Here is a 22,188-nt window from a genome sequence, read left to right as displayed (position 1 = left end):
CTCTCTCCTTCGTTGAAAGTTGTGCCGACAGGGGGTCAGCGATTCGAAGAAGTATGGCTATCCGTAATACCGGTAGCTTGGAGGATTTTGCGGCTCAACGTGACGAAATCGGCATAGTGCCGCCGCGCGAACGCGCGCCGCCCGTCAGTGAAAACCCGCGGTAGGGATGGCCGCGACGCGCGCGGCGAGGAGACGTCAGGCAGCGGCTTCGCCAGCGGCCGGACCGGCCGAACCGCCCTGCGCGTGCGGATGCAGCAGCACGCGATACTCGCTCGGCGTCACGCCCACGGTGGCCTTGAACTGGCGCGTGAACGCGCTGTGATCGGTGTAACCGCAGCGCACCGCGATATCGGTGATGCTGAGGTCGCTCGCCAGCAGTTCGGACGCGGCGTCGAGGCGCGTCTTCAGCAGCATCTGCCTCGGCGTCAGGTGAAACACCTTGTGGAAGTACCGCTCGATCTGCGCGACGGACATGTTGGCGAGCGTCGCGAGATGGCTGAGCTTGAGCGGCTGCGCATAGTGCTCCTGGATGTGGCGCGCGGCGGCGGCGAGACGGCGGTACGCGGGATGCGTGCCTTCGGCGGCCTGCAGATCGCGCGAAATGCCGGCGACGCCGAGCACGCGCCCCTGCGCGTCGTGCAGCGGCACCTTCGAGGTCAGGCACCAGCCCGGCTGCCGGCCCGGATAAAGATGCAGTTCGAGCTGGTCGATGAGCTTGCTGTCGAGCCGCAGCACGGCCTCGTCCTGGGCCGTGTATACGCGCCCGAAACGCGCGGGAAACACGTCGGCGGCGATCTTGCCGATCAGCGCGCGCTTATCCTTGAAGCCGCAGCGCGCGGCCAGCGTGGTGTTCACGAGCACGTAACGCGCCTCGTGGTCCTTCACGAAAAAGACCACGTCGGGCATCGCGTCGAACACCGGTTCGAGCACGGAAAAATGCGCGACCATCTGGGCCAGCGTCGCATTCTCGATGATGGGCAAGGCCAGATCGACCATGGTGGTGAAGGCGTCCGGGAGAAGACACGCATTGTGCCGTCTCCGTCACCGCCGCGCATCTCCTTCTATGCCTTATCGAACCTGCGTTACTCTTCGAGACCGGCTTGCAGCAGCGTGCCGATGCGGGCCGGCGCGAGCGGCGGCCGCGGCGCGCCCTGGGTCCAGCCGAAGCAGAACGACGCCGCCGCGCCGCAGATCGCGCCCTGGCACGGCCCCATTCCGCAGCGGGTCTGAAGTTTCGCGTCGCGCCACGAACGATGCTGCGCGACGTCGCCGAACGCCACGTCCTCGCAGCGGCAGAACGTCGTTTGCGGCGTCGCCAGTTCGCACAGACGCGGATCGGGCGCGAACGCCGCGTGCAGGCGCGCGGCGAAACGCCGATACCGGTCGCGCTCCGCGAAATGCGCGTGCGCCCGTTCGCGTGCGCCGACTGCCGCATGAGCCGCGATGCGTCCTTCGACGGCCGCGAGTTCCATGCCGCCCACTCCCGTGCATTCGCCGGCCGCGTGGACGTGCTCGACCGACGTGGCCTGGTAAGCGTCCACGACGATAGCCGACGCATGGACATCGCCCGTGGACGCGCGATCGATCCGGCAGCCGAGCGCCGCGCCGAGCGACGTATTCGGCACGAGCCCGTACGCGCATGCAAGGCGATCGCAATCCACGCGGACTTCATCGCGGCCGCGCCTGATCCGCACGTGGGTCAGTTGCGCGTCGCCGCCCGCCTCGATCACGTTGGCGTCGAGCCAGTACGGCGTCGCGCGCAGGTCGTAACGCAGCCGCAGCGCCTGCGCGAGCTTCGCGGGCGTAGGGATCAACTGCATCGCGAACCGCCGCACGGCATCCGCGCCCGCCTGCTCGACCAGCGCGACGACGCGCGCGCCCTGGGCGCGCGCGGTCGCCGCAGCGGCGAACAACAGCGGACCGGTGCCCGCGATCACGATGCGCTGCCCCGCTACGTCCATCCCCCCCTTGATGAGCGCCTGCAAGCCGCCCGCCCCGGTCACGCCGGGCAGCGTCCAGCCGGGATACGGCAGGAACCGCTCACGCGCGCCGCTCGCGACGATCAACCGGTCGTAACCGAGCACGCTGCCCCCCTGCGCCGTTTCGGCAAGCAGTTGCCGGCCGGGCAGCGCCTGCACGATGCGCGTGCCGGCAAGCACCTGCAAAGCGCCGCGCTGCACCTGCGCATCGAGACGGTCGAGCAGCGCGCGCGCCGGTCCGCTGGCGCGATGCCTCGGACCCTGACGCCAGATCTGGCCGCCTGGCAGCGGGTTGTCGTCCACGAGCCCAACCCGCGCGCCCGACCCCGCGGCTACGTGCGCGGCGTGCAGCCCGGCCGGCCCCGCGCCGACGATCAGAACGTCGAATTTCATGCTCGCTCGTCCCCCGTGGCTATCGCCATGCCTTGCGCGCACAGCGTCTGACACGCGAGCCGATGCGGCACGCCGTCTATCGTCACGCGGCACTCCTGGCACACGCCCATTCCGCAAAGCGGGCCGCGCAACCCGCCGGTCACCGAGCGGCGGGTGACAACGCCGCCGCCATGCACCGTCTTGATGGCTTGCGCGATAGCCGCGACCACCGAACTGCCCTGCACCACTTCCACGGTCTGTCCGTCCACCGTTACGGCAACGCGCGGCTCAGCCATGGCTGGACTCCCGTCGGGCAAAGCGGCTGGGCAGGTACGGCGCCGCATCGATCGGCGCGGCCACCCCCGCGAACTGCGCGGCGATCAGCTTCCCCGTCGCGAGCGCGGTGGTTACGCCGAGTCCTTCGTGACCGGTCGCAAGCCATGTCGAACGATGCATGCTGTCGTCGGCGAAATGATCCGCCGGGCCGATCAACGGCAGGCCGTCAGCCGTCGAGGGACGAAACCCTGTCCACGCGCGAATCGCGTTGAGTGCGGGCAACCCCGGCATGTAGTGCGCGGCCCGCGCGAGCATCCGCGCGAGCACGGCCGCGTCGATCTGCGGGTCCACGCTGTCGAACTGGCGCGACGAACCGATCAGCAGTTGCCCGGTCGGGCGCGGCTGCACGTTGAACGCGACCGACGTGCCGCTCGCGTTGTGCGCGCTCTTGATGTAGCCGAGTTCGAGGATCTGATGGCGCACGGTCCCCGGATAACGGTCGGTGATGAGCAGATGGCCTTTTTTCGCCTGCAACGGCAGCCCCGGCAACAGCGCGGCGGCTTCGAGGCCGTTCGCGACCAGCACGGCGGCGGCGTCGATCGTGTCGCCGCCGGCCAGTTGCACGCCGGTGCGCGTGACCCGTTCGACGTGCGCGTCGAGCCGCGTCGTAATACGCCCGGCAACCGGTTGCGCAAGCAGCCACGCGGCGACGGCCGGCGCATAGACCACGCCGTCGTCGGGCACCCGCATCCCGCCTCGCAACCCTGCGCGCAGCGCCGGTTCGGCCGCGCGCAGTTGCTGCGCGTCGAGCATCGCGCATGCGATGCCGTCGCGTTCGAGCGACTGCTGGCGGGTCTGCGCGAGCGCGTACTCTTCGTCGTCCTCGGCTACCCAGAGCGTGCCGCAGCGGACGAACGCATGGCGCGCGTCGAGGCGCGGCGCGAGGTCGTTCCACAACTGCCGCGACCATGCGGAAAGCGCGAACTCGGCGCGGGTGTCGTCCATCACGACCAGATGCCCCATGCCCGCCGCGGTCACGCCGCCGCCGACCACCGCGCGTTCGAGCACGAGCACGTCCGCGCCCGCTGCGGCCAGCTCGTACGCACACGCCGCGCCGACGATGCCCGCGCCCACCACGATCACGTCCGGAGACGCCGACGCCACGCCCATTATTGGCGAATGCCCCACGCAAACGGATCGGCTTCGGAGAAGATCAGCCGCGCCTCGGCGTTCACGTGCGCGGTGCCGCGAATGCTCGGGCGCACGTGGCCGGCGGGCAGGCCCGGCTCGACCGCATAACTCGCGTCGAACACGCTGCCGATGATGCTCGCCTGCCGCCATACCGCACCCGGCGCGAGCACGCCGTCGGCCGCGAGGCACGCGATCTTCGCGCTGGTGCCGGTGCCGCACGGCGAGCGGTCATACGCCTTGCCCGGACACAGCACGAAGTTGCGGCTGTCGAAATCGGCGCTGTCCGGCTCCGCGAACAGTTCGATGTGATCGATCAGCGCGCCGCCTTCGCCGGTGATGCCGTTATCTTCCAGCGCGCGCCGGATGGCCCACGACGCGTCGGTCAGCGCCTCGACGTTCGCGAATTCGAGCGACTGGCCGTGATCGGCGACGAGGAAAAACCAGTTGCCGCCCCACGCGATGTCGCCATGCACGCGGCCGTAACCCGGCACGTCGACCGGCACTCCAGTGCGATAGCGATACGCCGGCACGTTGTGCACGGTGACGCGCCCGTCGTCGTGCAGTTCGGCCTCGACGACGCCCACCGGCGTCTCGATCCGATGCACGCCAGGCGCGATGCGGCCGAGGTGTGCCAGCGACACGATCAGACCGATCGTGCCGTGGCCGCACATGCCGAGAAAACCGACGTTGTTGAAGAAGATCACCCCTGCCGAACAGGCCGGATCGTGCGGCTCGCACAACAGCGCGCCGACCATCACGTCCGAGCCGCGCGGCTCGTTGACGAGCGCCGCGCGCACGTGGTCGAAGTCGCGCCGGAAGATTGCGAGGCGTTCGGCCAGCGGGCCGCGCCCGAGGTCCGGGCCGCCCGAGATCACGAGGCGGGTGGGCTCGCCCCCGGTGTGGGAGTCGATTACGTCGATGTGGGATGAGGTGTTCATGGCACGCATCGTAAGACGGGGCATTACCCGCGTCTTGTGCCAATCGTCCCGCCGGAATGACGATTTCGGCATATCGCCGGCGGTGGCTCGCACCGCCTTCGCGCGGGCCTCGCGAGCCCGCGCTGCGCCGCTTCAAAACTCGACGTCCAGTTCGTCGATGTCCTCCGTCTCCGCCTGCGCGGCCGCGATCCACTCGGCGACGAACGGCTGCTTCAGCACCTGCACGCAATACGCGCCGATATCCGGATCGACCTTCACGTCATAGGTCAGCAGCCGCGTGGCGACCGGCGCATACATCGCGTCGGCCGCGCTGATCTCGCCGAACAGCCACGGCCCGCCGTAACGCGACAGGCACTCGCGCCAGATCGTCACGATCCGCTCGATGTCGTCCTGCGCGCGCGACCAGATCCGGAAATTCGGGAAGTGTCCGCGCAGGTTCATCGGCAGCGCGGAACGCAATGCGCTGAACCCCGAATGCATCTCGCCGCAGATCGACCGGCAATGCGCGCGCGCCTTCCGGTCGGCCGGCAGCAGATGCGCGTCGGGCCGGATCTCGTTCAGGTACTCGCAGATCGCGAGCGTGTCCCAGATCTCGATGCCGTCGTGCCGCAGGCACGGCACGAGAATCGACGGCGACAGCAGCAGCAGTTCCGCGCGCGCCGCCGCGTCGTCGACCGGCACCACGACGGTTTCGAATTCGAGTCCAACGAGTTTTGCGAGCAGCCATCCCCGCAACGACCACGACGAGTAGTTGCGGCTGCTGATCGTCAAGGTCGTCTTCATCTGGCTCATGCGCGCCTCCGGGTGCCGTTGCCGTAAGCGGATCGTCGGGCGGAACCGCGCACCGGCTGGTGCGCGGCGCACCTCGAACGTCATCCGGTGCACTACTTTGCGGCGGTCCGCTGCGCTGCCGTGCGCTCTGTTGCGCGCTCATGGGCAAACGAACCGCGCGCCGCGCCGCATGAAGCTGCGCGGCACGGCCTGCCGGCGCGCTGTGCGCGTTCGCGCGTTGGCATCGCCGGCATGGGCGAAAGGTGCAAGCACCGTGCCAATCGCGCGCGCCGCCGCATGGCGCGTGCGGCGCCGTGCGGCGCTCTGGCATACGTATTGCCTTGCTCCTGTCGCCCCTAGCCGAAGTCCAGCCCGCCCCGCGACCATGAACCTGTTCTCGTATCCCGCCTATCAGGCGTGCGCCGACTTCACGCGCCCGTGGCGCACCGCCGCGTCGTCGATGCGCGCGGCGATCGCCGCGTGGCCCGCGTTCGCGGCGACTTCGCACGGCCGTTATCTCGACGCGTGCTGCGAAACGGTCGAGATGACCGGCCTCACGCACAAACGGCCGCCGTTCGGCATCGGCACGGTGCAGGTGGACGGCGACACGGTCGCCGTCACCGAGGAATTCGTGAAGCGCACGCCGTTCGGCTCGCTGCTGCATTTCCGCAAGCACACCGCCACGCCGCAGCCGCGCGTGCTGATCGTCGCGCCGATGTCCGGCCACTTCGCGACGCTGCTGCGCGGCACGGTCCGCACGATGCTCGCGGATCACGACGTGTACATCACCGACTGGCACAACCCGCGCGACGTGCCGCTGTCCGCGGGCCGCTTCGGCTTCGCCGAATACGTCGAGCACGTGATGTCGTTCATCCGCCGCATCGGCCCGGACTCGCATCTGGTCGCGATCTGCCAGCCGACCGTCGCGGCGCTCGCGGCGGTGTCGCTGATGGCCGCCGACAACGATCCCGCGCAGCCCGCCAGCATGACGCTGATGGCCGGCCCGATCGACTGCCGCGTGAACCCGACGAAGGTGAACGATCTCGCGAACAGCAAGCCGATCGACTGGTTCGAGAAGAACCTGATCAGCGCGGTGCCGCCCGGTTTCGCGGGCGCGCATCGGCGCGTGTATCCGGGGTTCGTGCAACTGGGCGCGTTCATGTCGATGAATCTTGGCCGGCACATGGCGTCGTTCGCGGACGCGCACTACGAGCGCGCGAAGGGCGACCCCGCGAAGGCCGATGCGATCCGCACGTTCTACGACGAATATTTCGCAACCACCGACCTGACCGCCGAGTTTTATCTGGAAACGGTGAGTTCGGTGTTCCAGGAATACGCGCTGCCGCTCGGCAAGCTGAAGGTGCGCGACCGGCTGGTCGAGCCGCATGCGATCCGCCGCACCGCGCTGCTGACGATCGAAGGCGAGAAGGACGACATCTGCGCGGTCGGGCAGACCGTCGCCGCGCAGGAGCTGTGTTCGGGCCTGCGGCCGTACATGAAGACGCATCACGTGCAGACCGGCGTCGGCCACTATGGCGTGTTCAACGGCCGCAAGTGGGACTCGCAGATTTATCCGATGGTGCGCGCGACGATCCACGACCACGAACCGCGCGCGCGACGTTTCGCGAACACGGCAGGCGAGCACGAAGGAGAAGGACTCGTCAGCCTGCGCGCGCTGCTCGACGCGCACGACCACGCGTCGGCGATCATCGCGAAGGCGTCCGAGGCATAGCGCGCGGCGCGCTATGCCGGCTCGGCCGGCCGCTGCGGGCTACGACGTGCTTTCGACCGGCCACGGCGTCGGCGCGGGGACCGCGCACGGCGCTTCGATGTCGATCGACTTGAAGTCGGCGGGGCCGACGATTTCGAGGTATTCCATGTCCGGCGAGTAATCGAACAGATAGTGCGGAATGCCGGGCGCCTGATGCACGCAGTCGCCGGCCTCGACGAGCGTTTCCTTTTCTCCGTACATGAAGCGCGCCCAGCCCTTCAGCATGATGACGATGTGGAACTCGGCCTCGTGACGGTGCCAGCCGGTGCCTTGTTCCGGTGCGAGATTTGCCCTGACAAGCTGCGCGACCACCTTGCCGTGCGTCGCGTCCGCGATGCCCAGATCGCGATAGAGGAAGAAGTCTCGCAGGCCGCCGCCCGCGAAAGACGTGTCCTGCGGCTTCACATGCGAAAAACGGGTGGCGAGTTCGGTAGACATGGCAACACTCCGTGGCGAAGGTGGGCCTGGACTCAAGCATTTCGCGTTCCATTCCGCGCTTCGTCCGGTTCTTCGTTCCCCGGAAGCTTCGCAGGCGGTTTCGTGTGAGGGTTTTTTGCGCCGCTGAGGTCGGCCGCGCACGTGTGCGTTCGCGTTTTCGATGGACAATGGACGGCCCGGCACGATGCCGACCTGTCGTCGCCCGATCGTCTGCCGGATCCACAGGGAAACGCAAGCGCATGAAAACCGACTGGAATCTGATCCGCGAAGCCCTCGGCACGGTGATCGACAGTTGCGAACGGCTCGAAGCGCTGGGCTACCGCGAAACGCATCGCAACCTGACCGTCGACGTCGGCGACCGGCCGGTCAGCGTATGGGAGTTCCTGACGAGCGCCGCGACGCTCGCCGAGAACGCGCGTTATCAGGTGATCCGCGAGCGGCACGACCAGCAGATGGACCTGCGCTACGTGCCCGAAACCGCGCGCATGCTGGTCGCGACGACCGCCGCGTGCGCGGAGCTGATCGGCGCGGGCAGGCATCCGCCCGCCGAGCGCTGCGTGAAGGACATGATCGACTGGTATCGGAACTACTTCGACCCGCACGTCGCCGACGCGATCAATTCCGCGGCGGCCGACGACGCATCGTCGTGACCGGTGCGCGGCCGCATCACGCCTGCGCGGTGCGGATGCCGGCCGCGAAGCCGTGGCGCCGGAACGACGTCGAGAAGAACAGCACCTGGTACTGGATCGCGTTCGACCAGTAGGCCCACGTGTGTCCGCCCGGCCGCTCCGCGTAGTCGTGCGGCACGCCGAGCGCGACGAGCCGCTCGTGCAGCGTGCGGTTCGATTCGACCAGCGAGTCGTTCACGCCGCAGTCGATCGTCAGGTCGATGTGCGCGGTCTTGAAACTCTGCGCGCTCGCGACGATCGCCTTGCTGTCCCAGAACGCCTGGTGCCGCGCCGGGTCGCCGAACACGCCGTCGATGCCCGGCTCGTCCTCGCAGTTGCGCGGATCGACCGCGCCGCTGATGCTGCCGACCGCGCCGAACTCGTTCGGCCGGTCGAGCGCGATGCTGAGCGCGCCGAAGCCGCCCATGCTGAGGCCGGTGATCGCGCGGCCCTCCTTCGTCGCGATCGTGTGGAAATGCGCGTCGACGTAGGCGACCACTTCCTTGCCGACATAGGTCTCGTAACGGCTGCGCGGATCGACCGGGCTGTCGATGTACCAGCTTTCGTGGCCGCCGTCCGGCATCACGAGGATCACGTGATAGCGGTCCGCGAGCCGGCCGATGTGCGCGTTCGCGGTCCAGTCCGTGTAGTCGCCGCCGGAGCCGTGCAGCAGATAGACGACCGGGAACCGTTGACCGGGCCGCGCGTGCGCGTACTGCTCGGGCAGCACGACGGTCGCGTCGAACGATTGATGCATCGCGGCGCTCGGAATCGACACGACCTTCGTCTGAAACGCCCAGACGGGGTTCGTGAAGAGCAGCGCCAGTATCAGCCAGAGTGCACGAGCCGGATTCATGAGTTGTCGCTGTTGTCCATCCGCCGGTCCGCGAGATCGTGCGGGGCGGGTCGATACGTATGAACTGCGTACGACGACTGTAGCAACGACGACTTTCAGCCAAATTTCAGTGCGCGCGCACGCGATGCGCGGTTATGCCGGGTACATCGGCGGAGTGGGAAAAACGGCGCGGGGCGTGATAGCGTGTGGTAATCCCCGTCACGCGTGGAATGCAATGGATACTGCGTTGTCGTTTGCCGCAAGGCTCGCCTGGCAATTTATCGGCGGCTTCGTTTTTTACTGGATCGGCTGGGTGGTGCTGAAGGTTGCGTCCGCCGGACGGTATCCGGCGTCGCTGCGGCGCGCGCAAGGTTGGGAAGAATTTGACGCGGTCACCATCGTGGGCGCGCTGACCGTCCTGCTGACCGTCGTCGCGCTGGTTGCGCGGGCGGCGGCGCACTAACACTTGCGCCGCCCCCTTCCGCGCATCAAACAAGGCTCAAGCCGGCACCGCGACCAGCCCACCGTCCGCCTCCGGCTCCTCGACCGCCTCCTGCCCCCCCTTCCCGTTCTGCAACAGCTTGAACGTCGCGACGGCCGCGACCATCTCGGTCGCCTGCTGTTCCAGCGACCCAGCCGCAGCAGCCGCCTCCTCGACCAGCGCCGCGTTCTGCTGCGTGACCTGATCCATCTGGCTCACCGCCTGCTCCATCTGCTGGATGCCGGTGCTCTGCGCGATCGTCGACGTCGCGATCTCCTTCATCAGCCCCGACACCTTCTGCACCGACTCGACGACCTCGCGCATCGTCGCCCCCGCTTCCGCGACGAGGTCGCTGCCGTCGTGCACGTCCTTCGCGGACGAGTCGATCAGTTCCTTGATCTCGCGCGCCGCGACGGCGCTGCGCTGCGCAAGCGTGCGCACCTCGCCCGCGACCACCGCGAAGCCGCGCCCCTGCTCGCCCGCGCGCGCCGCCTCGACCGCCGCGTTCAGCGCGAGGATGTTGGTCTGGAACGCGATGCCGTCGATCATCCCGGTGATGTCCGAAATCTTGCGCGAACTGTTGCTGATCGCATCCATCGTCGCGACCACGCGTTCGACCACGATGCCGCCGCGCTGCGCGACGTCGGTGGTCGCCGCCGCGAGTTCGCTCGCCTCGCGCGCATGGTCGGCAGTCCGCTTCACGGTCGAGGTCAGATGCTCCATGTTCGCGGCCGTCTGTTCGAGCGACGCGGACTGCTGCTCGGTGCGGCTCGACAGATCGAGGTTGCCGGCCGCGATTTCCTTCGCGCCGGTGTTGATCATGTCGCAGCAGCGGCGCACGTTCATCACCGTGCCGCTCAGCCCGCGCTGCATCCGGCGCATCGCGTTGAACAACTGGCCGATCTCGTTGCTGCCGCCTTCCGGCACGAACGCGACGAGGTCGTTCGACGCGATCTGGTTCAGCGACGCGACCGCCGCGCGCAGCGGCCCGGTCAGCAGTCGGCTCAACGCCAGATGCGTCGCGACGATCAGCGCGAGCGCGCCGAACAGCCCGACGACGACCATCCCCATCACCCAGCGATGCTCGCGCCGGCCGCGCGCGAGCGTGTCGTCGGTCGCCTCGTCGATGTGCGCATGGAACGCGGCCGCGTCCGTCGCATAACGGTTCGCGGCGGCGGCGATGTCCGCCGGATTCACGGGGTTCGCCGCGCCGGACGCATCGGGCGCACTCACGCCCTGGCCGAGCAGTCCGGCGAGCGCGGTCCACGACGCATCGAGCGAACTGCGCAGCGTCGTGCCGGCCGCATCGAACGCGGCACTCTTCTGCAACGCGTCGTGTTTCGCCTTCGCGTGGTCGAGCGCCTCGCGCGCGGTGCCGAGCGCCGCCTCGCGCGCGGCCGCGTCGCCGCCGTCCTTCGGCGCGGATGCAAGCGCGATCCGCGCTCGGTCGGCTTCCTCGCGCACCTCGTGCACCAGCGCATCCTGCGCGGCCATCTCGTGGATGACCTGCGCGGACGCGTTCGCGCGGCCGATCATGTACACGCCGACGGCGGCCCCCACCACCAGCATCAGCGCAAACGTAAGGAGGACGAGCATCAGCCCGGTCCGGATAGTCAGGTTTCTCATCGGGTCTTCCTCGGTCTGCCGGTCCGCGTGGTCCGCGTCCGGTTACGGCCGCGCGCTGTCGCGCGTGCCGTGGCCGACCTGCATGTTGTGCACCAGCAGGTCGATCTGTTCGAGCATCGTCTCGCGGAATTCGCGCGGCATCGTCGCGTCTTCCGCGTACTGCATCGACGCGCCGACGCGCGCCCTGAACGATGCGAGCAGGCTCTCGATCTGGGCCGCCGTCAAAAGCGGCAGCACCGCCTCGATGAACTTGCTCATCACGACGACCGACGCGCCGAAGCGCGACACCGCCTTGCTGTGCGAGTTCACCAGCGTCGTCATCGACTGAAGCAGCAGTTCGTCGTTGGTAGGCAAGCTATCTCTCCAGAGGGATTCGTAAAGGGCATCCGCAAACACCGCGCGTCACGCCGCGAGACGCCACGCCGCGCGCCGCATCTCGCGGGCGGGCATCGGGCGCGCAAGCAGGAAACCCTGCGCGCGGTCGCAGCCGGTGGCGGCGAGAAAGCGCATCTGCTGCTCGGTCTCGACGCCCTCGGCGACCACCGCGAGGCCGAGCGACTTCGCCATCGCGACGATCGCGCGCACAATGGTGCCGCCGCTCGATCCGTTGCCGTCGTCCGAGCCGATGCCGGCGACGAACGAGCGGTCGACCTTCAGCGTATCGACCGGCAGCGCCTGCAGATACGTGAACGACGAATACCCGGTGCCGAAGTCGTCGATCGCGAGGCTGATGCCGCGCGCAGCCAGCTCGTGCAGCAGCGTTTCGATGCCGCCGCCGCCCGTCATCATCGCCATGCTTTCGACGAGTTCGAATTGCAGCCGGCTCGCCGGCAGGCCGGTCTCGCTCAGGATGTTCGACAGTTCGAGCAGGAAGCCGTCGTGGCGGCACTGGCGGCCGGACAGGTTCACCGACATCCGGCCGAAGTCGAAGCCCTCGTCGAGCCACGCGCGCGCCTGACGGCACGCCTCGCGCAGCACCCATGCGCCGATCGGCACGATCAGCGCGGACTCCTCCGCGATCGGGATGAACTGGTCCGGCGCGACGAGCCCGCGCTGCGGATGCTGCCAGCGCACCAGCGCCTCGACGCCGACGATTTCGCCGGTCTTCACGTCGAACTCCGGCTGGTAATACAGCACCAGTTCGTTCGACAGCAGCGCGTTGTGCAGCTCGCTTTCGAGCCGGATGCGCTCCATCGCGGACGACGTCATCGGCGCGGTGAAGAAGCGGAAGCTGTTCTTGCCCGCGTCCTTCGCCTCGTACATCGCGTGGTCCGCCTGCATCAGCAGCCGGCGGCCGTCGAGCGCGTCGTCCGGATACATGCTGATGCCGATGCTCGGCGTGACGAACAGCAGATGCTCGCCGCGATGGATCGCGGCGCCGACCTGCTCCATCAGCGACTGCGCGATCTGGCCGACGTGGCGGATGTCGTCGATGTCCTCGATCAGCAGCGTGAACTCGTCGCCGCCGAGCCGCGCGACGGTGTCCGTCTCGCGCACCGCGTGCTTCAGCCGCGACGCGATCACGGCGAGCGCCTCGTCGCCGACGCTGTGGCCCATCGTGTCGTTGATCAGCTTGAAACGGTCGAGATCGACGAACATCACGGCGACGCGCTTGCCGGAGCGCCGCGCGCGCGCGATCGACTGATCGAGCCGCTCGGTGAACAGCGTGCGGTTCGGCAGGCCGGTCAACGCGTCGTGCGTCGCGAGCCACGCGAGGCGTTCCTCCGCCTGGCGGCGTTGCGTGATGTCGGTGAAGATCGCGGCGTAGTGCGTGCAGTTGCCGTCCGGGTCGCGGATCGTCGAGATCGACAGGTACTCCAGATACAGCGCGCCGTCCTTGCGGCGATTCCAGATCTCGCCCTTCCAGTGGCCCTTCTCGCGCAGTTCGTGCCACATGTCGCGATAGAACGTCGCCGACTGCCGGCCCGAACTGAGCAGCCGCGCGTTCGCGCCGACCGCCTCCTCGGCCGCGTAGCCGGTGAGCCGCGTGAACGCCGGGTTCACGCGCAGGATGCCGCCTTCGAGGTCGGTAATCATCACCGCGTCGTGCGTCGATTCGAGCACGCGGTCCGCGAGCCGCAGGTTCGCGCGCGACTGCACCAGCGCCTCGTCGCGTTCGCGCAGCGCGGTCTGCAACTCGCGCACGTATTCGTATTCGATGTTGCTGAGAATCCCGGACAGATCGAGCAGCCCGACCAGACGGCCATCCTCGTCGTGCACGCCGACATGGCGCAGCCGGTTTTCGAGCAGATACTGGCGCGCCGCGTAGAGGCTCTGCTGGCGCGGCAGCGCGCGCAGCGGACGGCTCGCATGCTCGCCGACCGGCCCGTGCAACTGCCCCGCCGCGACGAGACGGATCACGTCGCGTTCGGTCAGGATCCCGTATTCGCCCGGCCCGTACGCGACGACGATCGCGCTCATCTGCTGCTCGCGCATCAGCCGCAGCGCGTCGGCAGTCGGCAGCGCGGCGTCGATCACCGAAGGGATCGACAGCGTCGCCGATTCGATCCGCTTCATCCGCAGGAAGAATTCCGGCCCCTGGCTCATCACGAGGTCGGTTTGCGTGAGGATGCCGAGCGATTTCCCTTCGTCGTCGACGACGAGGCAATGACGCACGCGTTCGCTGCGAAAGTGGACCGCGGCGTCGCCGAGCCGGGTGCTCGCGGGCAGCGTGCGGACCGGGCGGCTCATCACCGTCTCGATCGGACGATGCGACGCCGCCTGGTCGTCGTCGACCGCGAGCGCGTCATGCTCGGTCCAGATGCCGACCGGGCGTCCGCCGTCGGTGACGACGATCGCGCTGCAACGGCGTTCGGCCATCCGGCGCGCGGCATCGCGGATCGGCGTGGAGGGGGGACAGTCGAGCAACGGCCCCGATATCAGTCGCCCGATTTCAACGTCTAACGTATGGTGATGCATCGCTTTGGCCACGCCTGCGACTGGTTTTTTAAGATGGGTGGAGCGTAACAGTCCGTTGATGCCGCTCAATTGATTTGAATCAAGGTGCGGGACGTGGCGCGGGAGCGGTGGAGGCGGCGGAAAGGCTTGCTGGAAAGGCTTCGGCGCGAAGAGTTTGCGCGCGGGATCGGGCACGAAAACGTTGTCGTGTGCGCGGTAATCGCCAGTCGAAGCGCAACCACGAAAACCGGCAACCGGAAACGCTGGTCACCGGTTGAAAATAAAAATGGCTTGCGGCACATGCCGCAAGCCATTTCCACAAACAAACCCGACTGCCCGCCGACAAGCGGCGCGACCCGAAGGTCAGCCTCCCAGCGCCGGATCGCTATACCCCGGCCGCCCGGTCTCGACGTGCCCCGCGAAGCGCCGCACGAAGCCCGAATCGCCATCGACGGAGACCGTCAGGTCATACCAGCCATACGCGTTGCGCAGGTCGAGATACAGGTTCTGCGTGCGCCCGCCGATCACCGTCTGCTTCATCGCGCGGGCCGGCTCGTACGCATTGACGATCGTGAACTGGCACCGCGCCGAGCCGAGGTTTTCGAGCCACAGTTGCAGGTTGCCGTTCGCGACGTCGTAACCCTCGGTCACGTCGGGCCGCGCGACGTCGTGGCGGGTCCACAGGTTGCCAAAGCCGCCGCTCCCCGCCTTGCCCGCGAAGCGCCGCAGATAACCGTTCGGCCCGTGCACCGTGTAGTCGTACGCGCCGTCCGTATCGAGCGGCAACTGGTCTTCGAGGCGCTTGCCCGCTTCGACCGTGTAGGTGCGCGGCGTGGCGCCGTCCGCCGGATACACGAGGAACACCGCGCCGCGACGGCCGGTGTTGATGAAGCGCATCGACAGCTTGCCGTGCGCGCCTTCGGTGCTCGCGCGCACGAACAGTTCGTACGGCAGCGCCCGCGCGGGACGCAGCCCCGGCTCCTGTTTCGGCGCCGCCTGCGTCTGCGGCACGGCCGGCACGTAATCCGGATGACGGTCGCGGTCCGGCGGCGCGTAGCGGGTCGTGGGCGGCAGGTTCGGCAGCGAATCGTTCGGATTCACGAAGTTGAACGCGGACGTGAGGTCGCCGCACACCGCGCGCCGCCACGGCGTGATGTTCGACTCGCCGAGATTGCCGCGGATGCCGAAACGCCGCTCGATGAAGCGGATCACCGACGTATGGTCGAACACCTCGGAACACACCCAGCCGCCGCGCGACCACGGCGACACGACGAGCATCGGCACGCGCGGCCCGAGCCCGTATGCGCCGGACTCGTACTTGCCGGACGGATACTCGCCGGTGCCGGTCGTGTAGTACTCGTTGACGGTATCGACGGTCGATTTGCCCGGCGTGCCGGACGTCGCCGGGAACGGCGGCACGATGTGATCGAAGAAACCGTCGTTCTCGTCGTAGTTGATGAGGAACACGGTCTTGCTCCACACCTCGGGGTTCGACGTGAGGATCTGCAACACCTGGTCGACGTACCACGCGCCGTAGTTCGCCGGCCAGTTCGGATGCTCCGAATACGCTTCGGGCGCGACGACCCACGACACCTGCGGCAGCGCGTTGTTCGCGACGTCGCGCTTCAGGATGTCGAAGTAGCCGTCGCCGGCCGCCGCGTTCGTGCCGGTCCGCGCGTTGTCGTACAGCGGCGAGCCCGGCTGCGCGTTCTGATACTGGTGGAAGTACAGCAGCGACGTGTCGCCGTAGTTGCCGATGTACGGGTTCTGCGTCCAGCCCCACGAGCCGGCCGCATCGAGGCCGATGCCGATGTCCTGGTAGATCTTCCACGAGATGCCCGCCGCCTGCAGCACCTCCGGATAGGTGGACCAGCCGTAACCCGCCTCCGAGTTGTCGATCACCGGGCCGCCGCCGCTGCCGTCGTTGCCGACCCAGCCGGTCCACAGGTAATAGCGGTTCGGGTCGGTCGCGCCGAGGATCGAGCAGTGATACGAGTCGCAGATCGTGAACGCGTCCGCGAGCTGGTAGTGGAACGGAATGTCGTCGCGCGTCAGGTACGCCATCGTCGTGCTGCCCTTCGACGGCACCCACTGGTTGTTCAGCCCGCCGTTCATCGCCGCATGCGTGCTGCTCCAGTCGTGCGGCAGGTCCTGCAGGAACGTGAGGCCGAGCGACTGGCCCGCGCTCTGCTGCGCGGGGCGGAACGGCAGCACGGCGCTGGCGCTGCCGGCCGCGGCTGGCTGATACCAGACCGGCTGGCCGCCGGGCAGCGTGACGGTGCGCGTGTCGCCGAAGCCGCGCACGCCGCGCAGCGTGCCGAAATAATGGTCGAACGAGCGGTTCTCCTGCATCAGGATCACGATGTGTTCGACGTCCTCGATGCTGCCCTTCGCGTTGTGCGCGGGGATCGCGAGCGCGTTGCGGATCCCGGCGGGGAGCACGCCCATCGCGGTGGCGGAGCCGGCCATCTGCGCGGCGGCGCGCAGGAAATCACGACGACTTTTGAGGGTCATTTTTTCGTCTTCGGTCGTTGGGGGTGGGGAAAAAAGCCTCGCAACGGAGACGGCGGAAAGCGCGGCAAAGCCGCTTCGTCCGATGCGCGGCCGGTGCCTGGTTCAGTCCACGGTGTGAATCACCGGCGTCGCGAGCGGCGCGGCGGCATGGATCGATGCGTTCGCGTCAGTCTGCGCCAACGGACGCGCGGGCGTCTCGACGGCGGCCGGCGACGCGGTCACGGCCTGCGCGAGCGGCGCGTCGGACGGTTGCGCGCGCGGCGCATCGTCGGCCTGCTGCGACGCGGTCGTCGCGTCGTCGTCGCCGCACCCGGCGAGCGCGCACGCGACGGCGAGCGCCGGCAGCAGCCGCGCGGCCCACGTTCTGGATGACGAAAGACTTCGGCGCGAACGCGCGACGACGCGCGCGCGAGGTGGGGATCCGGCGGTCATGGTCACCTGCTGAAGAATGACGGGCCGCACTCGCACGACGCTGCGCGGCGTTTCGGATGACCAGGATATAGGGCGCCTATGTAAGAATGATGACTCTCTTTGTGTAGGAATATGTCCTACGCATATCGGTGAATGAGCCGGCACGGATGCGTGGACGAAAGAACCAACCGGCCGGACGCAGGTGAACCCGCTCGATTCCCTGCCCCTCTTGCCCGATCCTGCCGCCGGTCCGAACCGGCCGGATACCGCGCCGGGATTGACCCTGGCCGCGCGCCGCCCCACGCGACGCGCAGCCAGCAGCCCCTCCGCCTAGATCACCATCCCGCCCGACACCTCGATGCGCTGCGCGTTGACCCAGCGGTTGTCGTCCGCCAGCAGCGCGGCGATCATCGGGCCGACGTCGTCCGGCACACCGGCGCGGCCGAGCGCGGTCATCTCCGCGACGCGCCGGTTCAATTCCGGGTTGTCGCGCACCATCCCGCCGCTGAAGTCGGTTTCGATCGCGCCCGGCGCGACCGTGTTCACCGCGATCCGGCGCGGCCCGAGTTCCTTCGCGAGATAACGCGCGAGCACTTCGACCGCGCCCTTCATCGACGCATACGGCGCGCTGCCCGGCACGGCGATCCGCGTGAGGCCCGACGAGATCATCACGATGCGGCCGCCGTCGCGGATCAGCGGCAACAGCTTCTGCGTCAGGAAGAACACGCCCTTGAAATGGACGTTGTACAGGCTGTCCAGTTCGTCCTCGGTCGTCGCGTCGAACGCCGCGTGGTGCGAAATGCCCGCGTTGTTGACCAGATAATCGAAGCGGTCCGCGCCCCACTGCGCGAGCGCATCCCGCGCCTGCTGTGCGAACGCGTCGAACGCGCGCGTGTCGCCGGTGTCGAGTTGCAGCGCGACCGCGCGCCGCCCGGCCTGCGCGACGAGTTCGACCACCGCGTCCGCTTCCACGCGGTTCGCGCGATACGTGAAGATCGTATCGACGCCGCGCTTCGCGAGATTGAGCACGGTGTTGCGCCCGAGGCCGCGGCTGCCGCCCGTCACGATTGCAATCCTTGCTGTCGATGCCGCGGCGCTGCCCGCGCCGGCTGTGCTGGTTACCTTGGTTGCCGTCATTCGGCGCTCCTGGTTGTGTTGTAGAACGCCAGCAAGGCTAGCGCCGCGCGCCGTCCGGATGAATGCCGGAAGCTGCCCGCTTCTTGCCCGATCCTGCCGCGGACGGTCGTGCGCGGCGCAAACGCCTGTAACATGCGGAGCATCAGCATGGAGGAAACCCGCTCATGTCGGACGCGCTGCTCGACCTCGTCAGACGCCACACCCGCGCCGGCGCGGCGGCCAGCCCGTTCGTGACGCCGGTTGCGGGGCTGACGCTGCTTCGTTCGGATCACGAAAAACTCGCGTCGCACGCGATCTTCAAGCCGGCGCTGTGCGTCGTCGCGCAGGGCGCGAAGTGGACGACGTTCGGCGGCCGGCGCGTCGATTACCGCGCGGGCGACGCGCTCGTCGTCAGCGTCGAGATGCCCGCGTTCAGCCGGATCGTCGAGGCGAGCCCGACCGAGCCGTTCCTCGGCGTCGTGATCGAGTTCGACGTGACCGCGATGCGCGACGTACTGAACGCGCTCGACGACCCGCCGCAGCCCGCGGACGGCGCCGGGCGCGGCGTGTTCGTGACCGGCTTCGACGGGCCGCTCGCGGACTGCGTGCTGCGGATGGTGCGGCTGCTCGATACGCCGCACGCGATTCCCGTGCTCGCGCCGATGATCATGCGCGAGCTGTGCTACTGGCTGCTGACCGGGCCGCACGGCGGCGACGTCGTCGCGCTCGCGCTCGCGGGCAGCCACGTGCCGCGCGTCGTCAGCGCGATCCACGCGCTGCGCGACCGGTTCGCGCAGACGATCCGCGTCGAGGACCTCGCGACGATCGCGCAGATGAGTCCGTCCGCGTTCCACCGCCAGTTCAAGGCGCTCACGTCGATGACGCCGATGCAGTACCAGAAGCAGTTGCGTCTGCTCGAAGCGCGGCACCTGATGGTGACCGGCGCGGCCAACGCGGAAACCGCCGCGTTCCAGGTCGGCTACGAAAGCCCGTCGCAGTTCAGCCGCGAATACGCGCGGATGTTCGGCTCGTCGCCGCGCCGCGACATTGCCGCGTTGCGCGCCGCCGCGACGCCGTAAACGCAACGCGGCAATGGCCGCCATGGTCGCCACGGCCGCCGCGCGCCGACGTTGCGCGCGAAGCGGTTGCGCGTCCCCGTCGCCCGCTTCGTCATGCGATCAACGCGCGGGCCGCTGCACGCGGTAGGTCTGCAACGCGGATTCGATCTGCGCGGACTCGGTCGTGTCCGGGTACAACCGATAGCGCGGCGCGACGATCGGCTCGACCGACTTCACCGCGACGACGAACACGCTCGCGAACGGAAACGACGCGCCGGCCATCCGCGCGAGCGGTTCCGCCGCGGCGTCGAACGCCGGTTCGCCGGCAACGATCGCGCGCGCGACGCCCTTCAGCTTGAAGCCCTTCTGCACGAATACGTCGACGAAACTCGCGCAGACCAGCGGACGCTGCCGGATGTTGCGCAGGCTGCCCGGCGACGCGATGTTCGCGATCAGCAGTTCGTCGCGGCCGCGCGCGCAGAAGATCTCCTTCGGCGACACGTTCGGGCCGCCGTCGTCGTCCACCGTCGCGAGCCAGCACAGCACGCTCTGGTCGATGTAGTGCAGCACCGTGTCGTTCATCATCGTCGTGTCTCCGCCGGTTGCCGGTTCGAATGGGTATCGAGGGTGTCGCGCATTATCGCCGACGCGGCGGCACGCGCGTTGCTTCGTGACCGGCACGACGGGCAGGACGGAAGCGTGATCGACCGCGGACCGTCCGCGATCCGCCACACTACGGCACATTTTTTTGCGGCACGCAGCGCACGCCCGACGCGTTGCACCGATAATCGTCCCAACTTCGCATCCACCCGAGCAAGCAAGTGAAAGACCGAGCCACCATCCTGTGCAGAAGGCGCGACAAGATTCTTCTCGTCACGCGCCGCTGGTCGCGGTGGGCGCTCCCCGGCGGCACGATCCGGCGCACCGAGTCGCCGCACGACGCGGCGCTGCGCGAACTCGCGGAAGAGACGACGCTCGTCGTCAATGGACTCACGTACCTGTTCCAGTTCCGCGGCCTCGGCAAGCGCCATCACATCTTCGTGACCGACCTGCCCGACCACCTGACGCCGAAGCCGCACAACGAGATTTCCGCGTGCGACTGGTTCCGTCCCGAAGAAACGCCGACGCTCGTCACAAGCGTATCGACGCGCGAGATCGTGCGGCTCGCGTTCCGGCACCCGGACGCGATCATGCAACAGGCGCCGTTCGGTGACGGTTCGATGACGGACGACGATGATGATGACGATGACGACGAAGACGACGACCGTCAGGAAGACACGAGCGACCACATCGCGACGTGATCGCTCGCAGGGGGCGGCCCGCGCCTTCGCATCGTGCGAGGCCGCGGCGCAGGCCGGCGTTGCGTTGACGACGCTCCGTTAACGCCGCTCGCCGCCGCCCGGGCCGCTTTCCTTTTCGTCGTCGGGTTTCGTGGGGGTCGGGATCGGGCCGTGCCGGGACGAATCGCCTCCGCCGCCCGGCGGCTCGGGACGCTCGCCGGAGCCGAGCGGCACCTCGCCGGTCTGATGCGTTTCCTTTCGTTGCGCGTCGGGCGCCGGCTGATCGTCCGGTGTCCGCGCGCGGTCGTTTCCGTGGCCGGTTGCAGTGTTCATCGCATGCCCCTGTAAAAGACGGTACATACGACGATGCGCAAGCGGCGTTCCGCGAGCGGCCAGCGACGGCCGCCGCCCGCGCGCTCAATACGTCTTGTACGGCAGGAACTTGCCGGACAGCACGACGTTCACGCGGTCGCCCTTCGGATCGGCCTCGCGCTGGATGTCCATCGAGAAATCGATCGCGCTCATGATGCCGTCGCCGAACTCCTCGTGAATCAGTTCCTTGATCGTCGTGCCGTACACGCTGACGATCTCGTACCAGCGGTAGATCAGCGGATCGGTCGGCACCGCGCCCGGCAGCGAGCCCTTGTACGGCACGATCTGCAACCACGCGACAGCTTCGTCCGGCAGCTCGAAAATCGCGCCGACCGTCTCCGCCTGCTGCTTGTTCAGCGTCATCTGGCCGAGGCACGCGGCGGTCGTCCATTCCTTCGACAGACCGACCTTCGCGGCGACGTCCGCCCATTTGATGCCTTTGCGAACCTTCGCGGCGACGATCATTTCCGTCACCTGGGTACGGCTTGAAATCATGTGCGGCCTCCTCTGAAAAAGGACTTGCAGCCCGCGAGCGCGGTCGGATGAAGAATTTCCGCTACATGATGGCATTGTTTGCCATGGCGGGCGCGCCGCAAAAAAATCCGTCCGGGAAACGCGCCGCGAGTTCGGCCACGCATGCCGCCACAAGCGCGGCGACGAAACAACCGCAACGCCGCCGCATGCGCGCCTCAGGGCAGCGCATCGAAGCGCCGCGTCCAGCGCGACGCGAGCGCCAACACCGCGCCGCTGATCGCGAGCATCAGCGTGCCTATCGCCATCCCGTCGCCGATCGAGCCCTGCTCGAACTGCTGCCAGATGAACACCGACGCGGTCTGCGCGCCGCTCGGCGACAGCAGCAGCGACGTGACCAGCTCGCGCGACGCGACCGCGACCGCGATCATCATCGACGCGGCGAGCGGCGGCGCGACGAGCGGCAGCACGATACGCGACAGAACCCGCGCGCCGCGCGCGCCATGCACGCGCGCCGCCGCTTCGAGGCTGCCGCCGATCTGCCGCAGCGCGGCGCTCGCGTAGCGCACCGGGTACGGCAGCAGCAGGATCACCCACGTGTTGTACGGCGTGACCGGCCACACCGGCAGATTCCCCGCGAGTATCAGCCCGACGCCGATCACGATGCCCGGCATCGCGTGCGGCAGCAGCGTGAGGCCGTCGAGCGCCGCGCGTCGAGTGAT

The 22,188-nt window shown here is 68.2% G+C and carries 23 protein-coding genes; 5 read left to right on the top strand and 18 right to left on the bottom strand.

The window, feature by feature from the left end:
* Positions 1-195: 195 nt before the first annotated feature.
* From BLV92_RS24145 to BLV92_RS24120, 6 genes are all read right to left on the bottom strand, one after another.
* Positions 196-996, bottom strand: coding sequence for an AraC family transcriptional regulator (locus tag BLV92_RS24145; RefSeq protein ID WP_090549947.1), 801 nt, complete (start codon positions 994-996; stop codon positions 196-198).
* A gap of 86 nt (positions 997-1,082) precedes the next feature.
* Complete coding sequence (locus tag BLV92_RS24140; RefSeq protein ID WP_090549944.1) at positions 1,083-2,372, bottom strand: FAD-dependent oxidoreductase; 1,290 nt, start codon at positions 2,370-2,372, stop codon at positions 1,083-1,085.
* Complete coding sequence (locus BLV92_RS24135) at positions 2,369-2,647, bottom strand: (2Fe-2S)-binding protein (protein WP_090549941.1); 279 nt, start codon at positions 2,645-2,647, stop codon at positions 2,369-2,371. Before BLV92_RS24135 ends, BLV92_RS24140 begins: the two co-directional genes overlap by 4 nt.
* Positions 2,640-3,791 (bottom strand): NAD(P)/FAD-dependent oxidoreductase, encoded by a 1,152-nt coding sequence (locus BLV92_RS24130; RefSeq protein WP_373681900.1) that lies wholly within the window; start codon positions 3,789-3,791, stop codon positions 2,640-2,642. The genes BLV92_RS24135 and BLV92_RS24130 overlap by 8 nt, the downstream gene beginning before the upstream one ends.
* A gap of 5 nt (positions 3,792-3,796) precedes the next feature.
* Positions 3,797-4,756: a 4-hydroxyproline epimerase gene (locus tag BLV92_RS24125; RefSeq protein ID WP_090549933.1), complete on the bottom strand. Its 960-nt coding sequence runs from the start codon at positions 4,754-4,756 to the stop codon at positions 3,797-3,799.
* Positions 4,757-4,888: 132 nt separating this feature from the next.
* A complete protein-coding gene (locus tag BLV92_RS24120; RefSeq protein ID WP_090549930.1) occupies positions 4,889-5,548 on the bottom strand; it encodes a glutathione S-transferase family protein in 660 nt (219 codons plus the stop codon).
* Positions 5,549-5,912: 364 nt separating this feature from the next.
* Between BLV92_RS24120 and BLV92_RS24115 the strand changes: the two genes are divergently transcribed.
* Positions 5,913-7,259 (top strand): polyhydroxyalkanoate depolymerase, encoded by a 1,347-nt coding sequence (locus BLV92_RS24115; protein ID WP_090549927.1) that lies wholly within the window; start codon positions 5,913-5,915, stop codon positions 7,257-7,259.
* 39 nt (positions 7,260-7,298) lie between these two features.
* On the opposite strand, the gene BLV92_RS24110 is transcribed toward BLV92_RS24115, so the two are convergent.
* Positions 7,299-7,736 carry a cupin domain-containing protein gene (locus BLV92_RS24110; protein WP_090549924.1) on the bottom strand — a complete coding sequence of 146 codons (438 nt, stop codon included), beginning with the start codon at positions 7,734-7,736 and terminating at the stop codon, positions 7,299-7,301.
* Between the two features lie 239 nt (positions 7,737-7,975).
* Between BLV92_RS24110 and BLV92_RS24105 the strand changes: the two genes are divergently transcribed.
* Entirely contained in the window at positions 7,976-8,386 is a 411-nt protein-coding gene (locus BLV92_RS24105; RefSeq protein ID WP_090549921.1) for a hypothetical protein, read from the top strand.
* Positions 8,387-8,402: 16 nt separating this feature from the next.
* Here BLV92_RS24105 and BLV92_RS24100 read toward each other — a convergent pair whose 3' ends face one another.
* On the bottom strand, positions 8,403-9,260 hold the full coding sequence (locus BLV92_RS24100) for an alpha/beta hydrolase (protein WP_090549919.1): 858 nt from the start codon (positions 9,258-9,260) through the stop codon (positions 8,403-8,405).
* 214 nt (positions 9,261-9,474) lie between these two features.
* On the opposite strand from BLV92_RS24100, the gene BLV92_RS24095 reads away from it, so the two are divergent.
* Positions 9,475-9,702, top strand: a complete 228-nt coding sequence (locus BLV92_RS24095) for a hypothetical protein (RefSeq protein WP_090549916.1) — start codon at positions 9,475-9,477, stop codon at positions 9,700-9,702.
* A 36-nt stretch (positions 9,703-9,738) separates the two neighbouring features.
* On the opposite strand, the gene BLV92_RS24090 is transcribed toward BLV92_RS24095, so the two are convergent.
* The 6 genes from BLV92_RS24090 to BLV92_RS24065 all read right to left on the bottom strand — a co-directional run bounded on the left by BLV92_RS24090 (position 9,739) and on the right by BLV92_RS24065 (position 18,306).
* Complete coding sequence (locus tag BLV92_RS24090; RefSeq protein WP_090549913.1) at positions 9,739-11,346, bottom strand: methyl-accepting chemotaxis protein; 1,608 nt, start codon at positions 11,344-11,346, stop codon at positions 9,739-9,741.
* Between the two features lie 42 nt (positions 11,347-11,388).
* Complete coding sequence (locus tag BLV92_RS24085) at positions 11,389-11,700, bottom strand: hypothetical protein (protein ID WP_090549910.1); 312 nt, start codon at positions 11,698-11,700, stop codon at positions 11,389-11,391.
* 48 nt (positions 11,701-11,748) lie between these two features.
* Positions 11,749-14,214: an EAL domain-containing protein gene (locus BLV92_RS24080; RefSeq protein WP_342029118.1), complete on the bottom strand. Its 2,466-nt coding sequence runs from the start codon at positions 14,212-14,214 to the stop codon at positions 11,749-11,751.
* A gap of 393 nt (positions 14,215-14,607) precedes the next feature.
* Complete coding sequence (locus BLV92_RS24075) at positions 14,608-16,758, bottom strand: phosphocholine-specific phospholipase C (protein ID WP_090549904.1); 2,151 nt, start codon at positions 16,756-16,758, stop codon at positions 14,608-14,610.
* 102 nt (positions 16,759-16,860) lie between these two features.
* Complete coding sequence (locus tag BLV92_RS32215) at positions 16,861-17,190, bottom strand: hypothetical protein (protein WP_090730106.1); 330 nt, start codon at positions 17,188-17,190, stop codon at positions 16,861-16,863.
* A 309-nt stretch (positions 17,191-17,499) separates the two neighbouring features.
* The gene (locus BLV92_RS24065) at positions 17,500-18,306 is read right to left on the bottom strand and encodes an SDR family NAD(P)-dependent oxidoreductase (RefSeq protein ID WP_090549898.1); all 807 of its coding nucleotides are present in this window, start codon (positions 18,304-18,306) and stop codon (positions 17,500-17,502) included.
* A gap of 164 nt (positions 18,307-18,470) precedes the next feature.
* Between BLV92_RS24065 and BLV92_RS24055 the strand changes: the two genes are divergently transcribed.
* A complete protein-coding gene (locus BLV92_RS24055) occupies positions 18,471-19,364 on the top strand; it encodes an AraC family transcriptional regulator (RefSeq protein WP_090549892.1) in 894 nt (297 codons plus the stop codon).
* A 99-nt stretch (positions 19,365-19,463) separates the two neighbouring features.
* Here BLV92_RS24055 and BLV92_RS24050 read toward each other — a convergent pair whose 3' ends face one another.
* Positions 19,464-19,928, bottom strand: a complete 465-nt coding sequence (locus tag BLV92_RS24050; protein ID WP_090549889.1) for a pyridoxamine 5'-phosphate oxidase family protein — start codon at positions 19,926-19,928, stop codon at positions 19,464-19,466.
* A gap of 236 nt (positions 19,929-20,164) precedes the next feature.
* Between BLV92_RS24050 and BLV92_RS24045 the strand changes: the two genes are divergently transcribed.
* A complete protein-coding gene (locus BLV92_RS24045) occupies positions 20,165-20,644 on the top strand; it encodes an NUDIX hydrolase (RefSeq protein WP_090549886.1) in 480 nt (159 codons plus the stop codon).
* Positions 20,645-20,722: 78 nt separating this feature from the next.
* Here BLV92_RS24045 and BLV92_RS24040 read toward each other — a convergent pair whose 3' ends face one another.
* From BLV92_RS24040 to BLV92_RS24030, 3 genes are all read right to left on the bottom strand, one after another.
* Entirely contained in the window at positions 20,723-20,956 is a 234-nt protein-coding gene (locus BLV92_RS24040) for a hypothetical protein (RefSeq protein ID WP_090549883.1), read from the bottom strand.
* Between the two features lie 84 nt (positions 20,957-21,040).
* Entirely contained in the window at positions 21,041-21,490 is a 450-nt protein-coding gene (gene cynS / locus BLV92_RS24035; RefSeq protein ID WP_090549880.1) for a cyanase, read from the bottom strand.
* 194 nt (positions 21,491-21,684) lie between these two features.
* A complete protein-coding gene (locus BLV92_RS24030) occupies positions 21,685-22,188 on the bottom strand; it encodes an ABC transporter permease (protein WP_373681901.1) in 504 nt (167 codons plus the stop codon).

Origin of the sequence: Paraburkholderia caballeronis, from assembly GCF_900104845.1 — a bacterium.
Taxonomy (GTDB): domain Bacteria; phylum Pseudomonadota; class Gammaproteobacteria; order Burkholderiales; family Burkholderiaceae; genus Paraburkholderia; species Paraburkholderia caballeronis.
The sequence above is the reverse complement of the archived record's forward strand: the minus strand, read 5'-3'. Positions and strand labels throughout refer to the sequence as shown.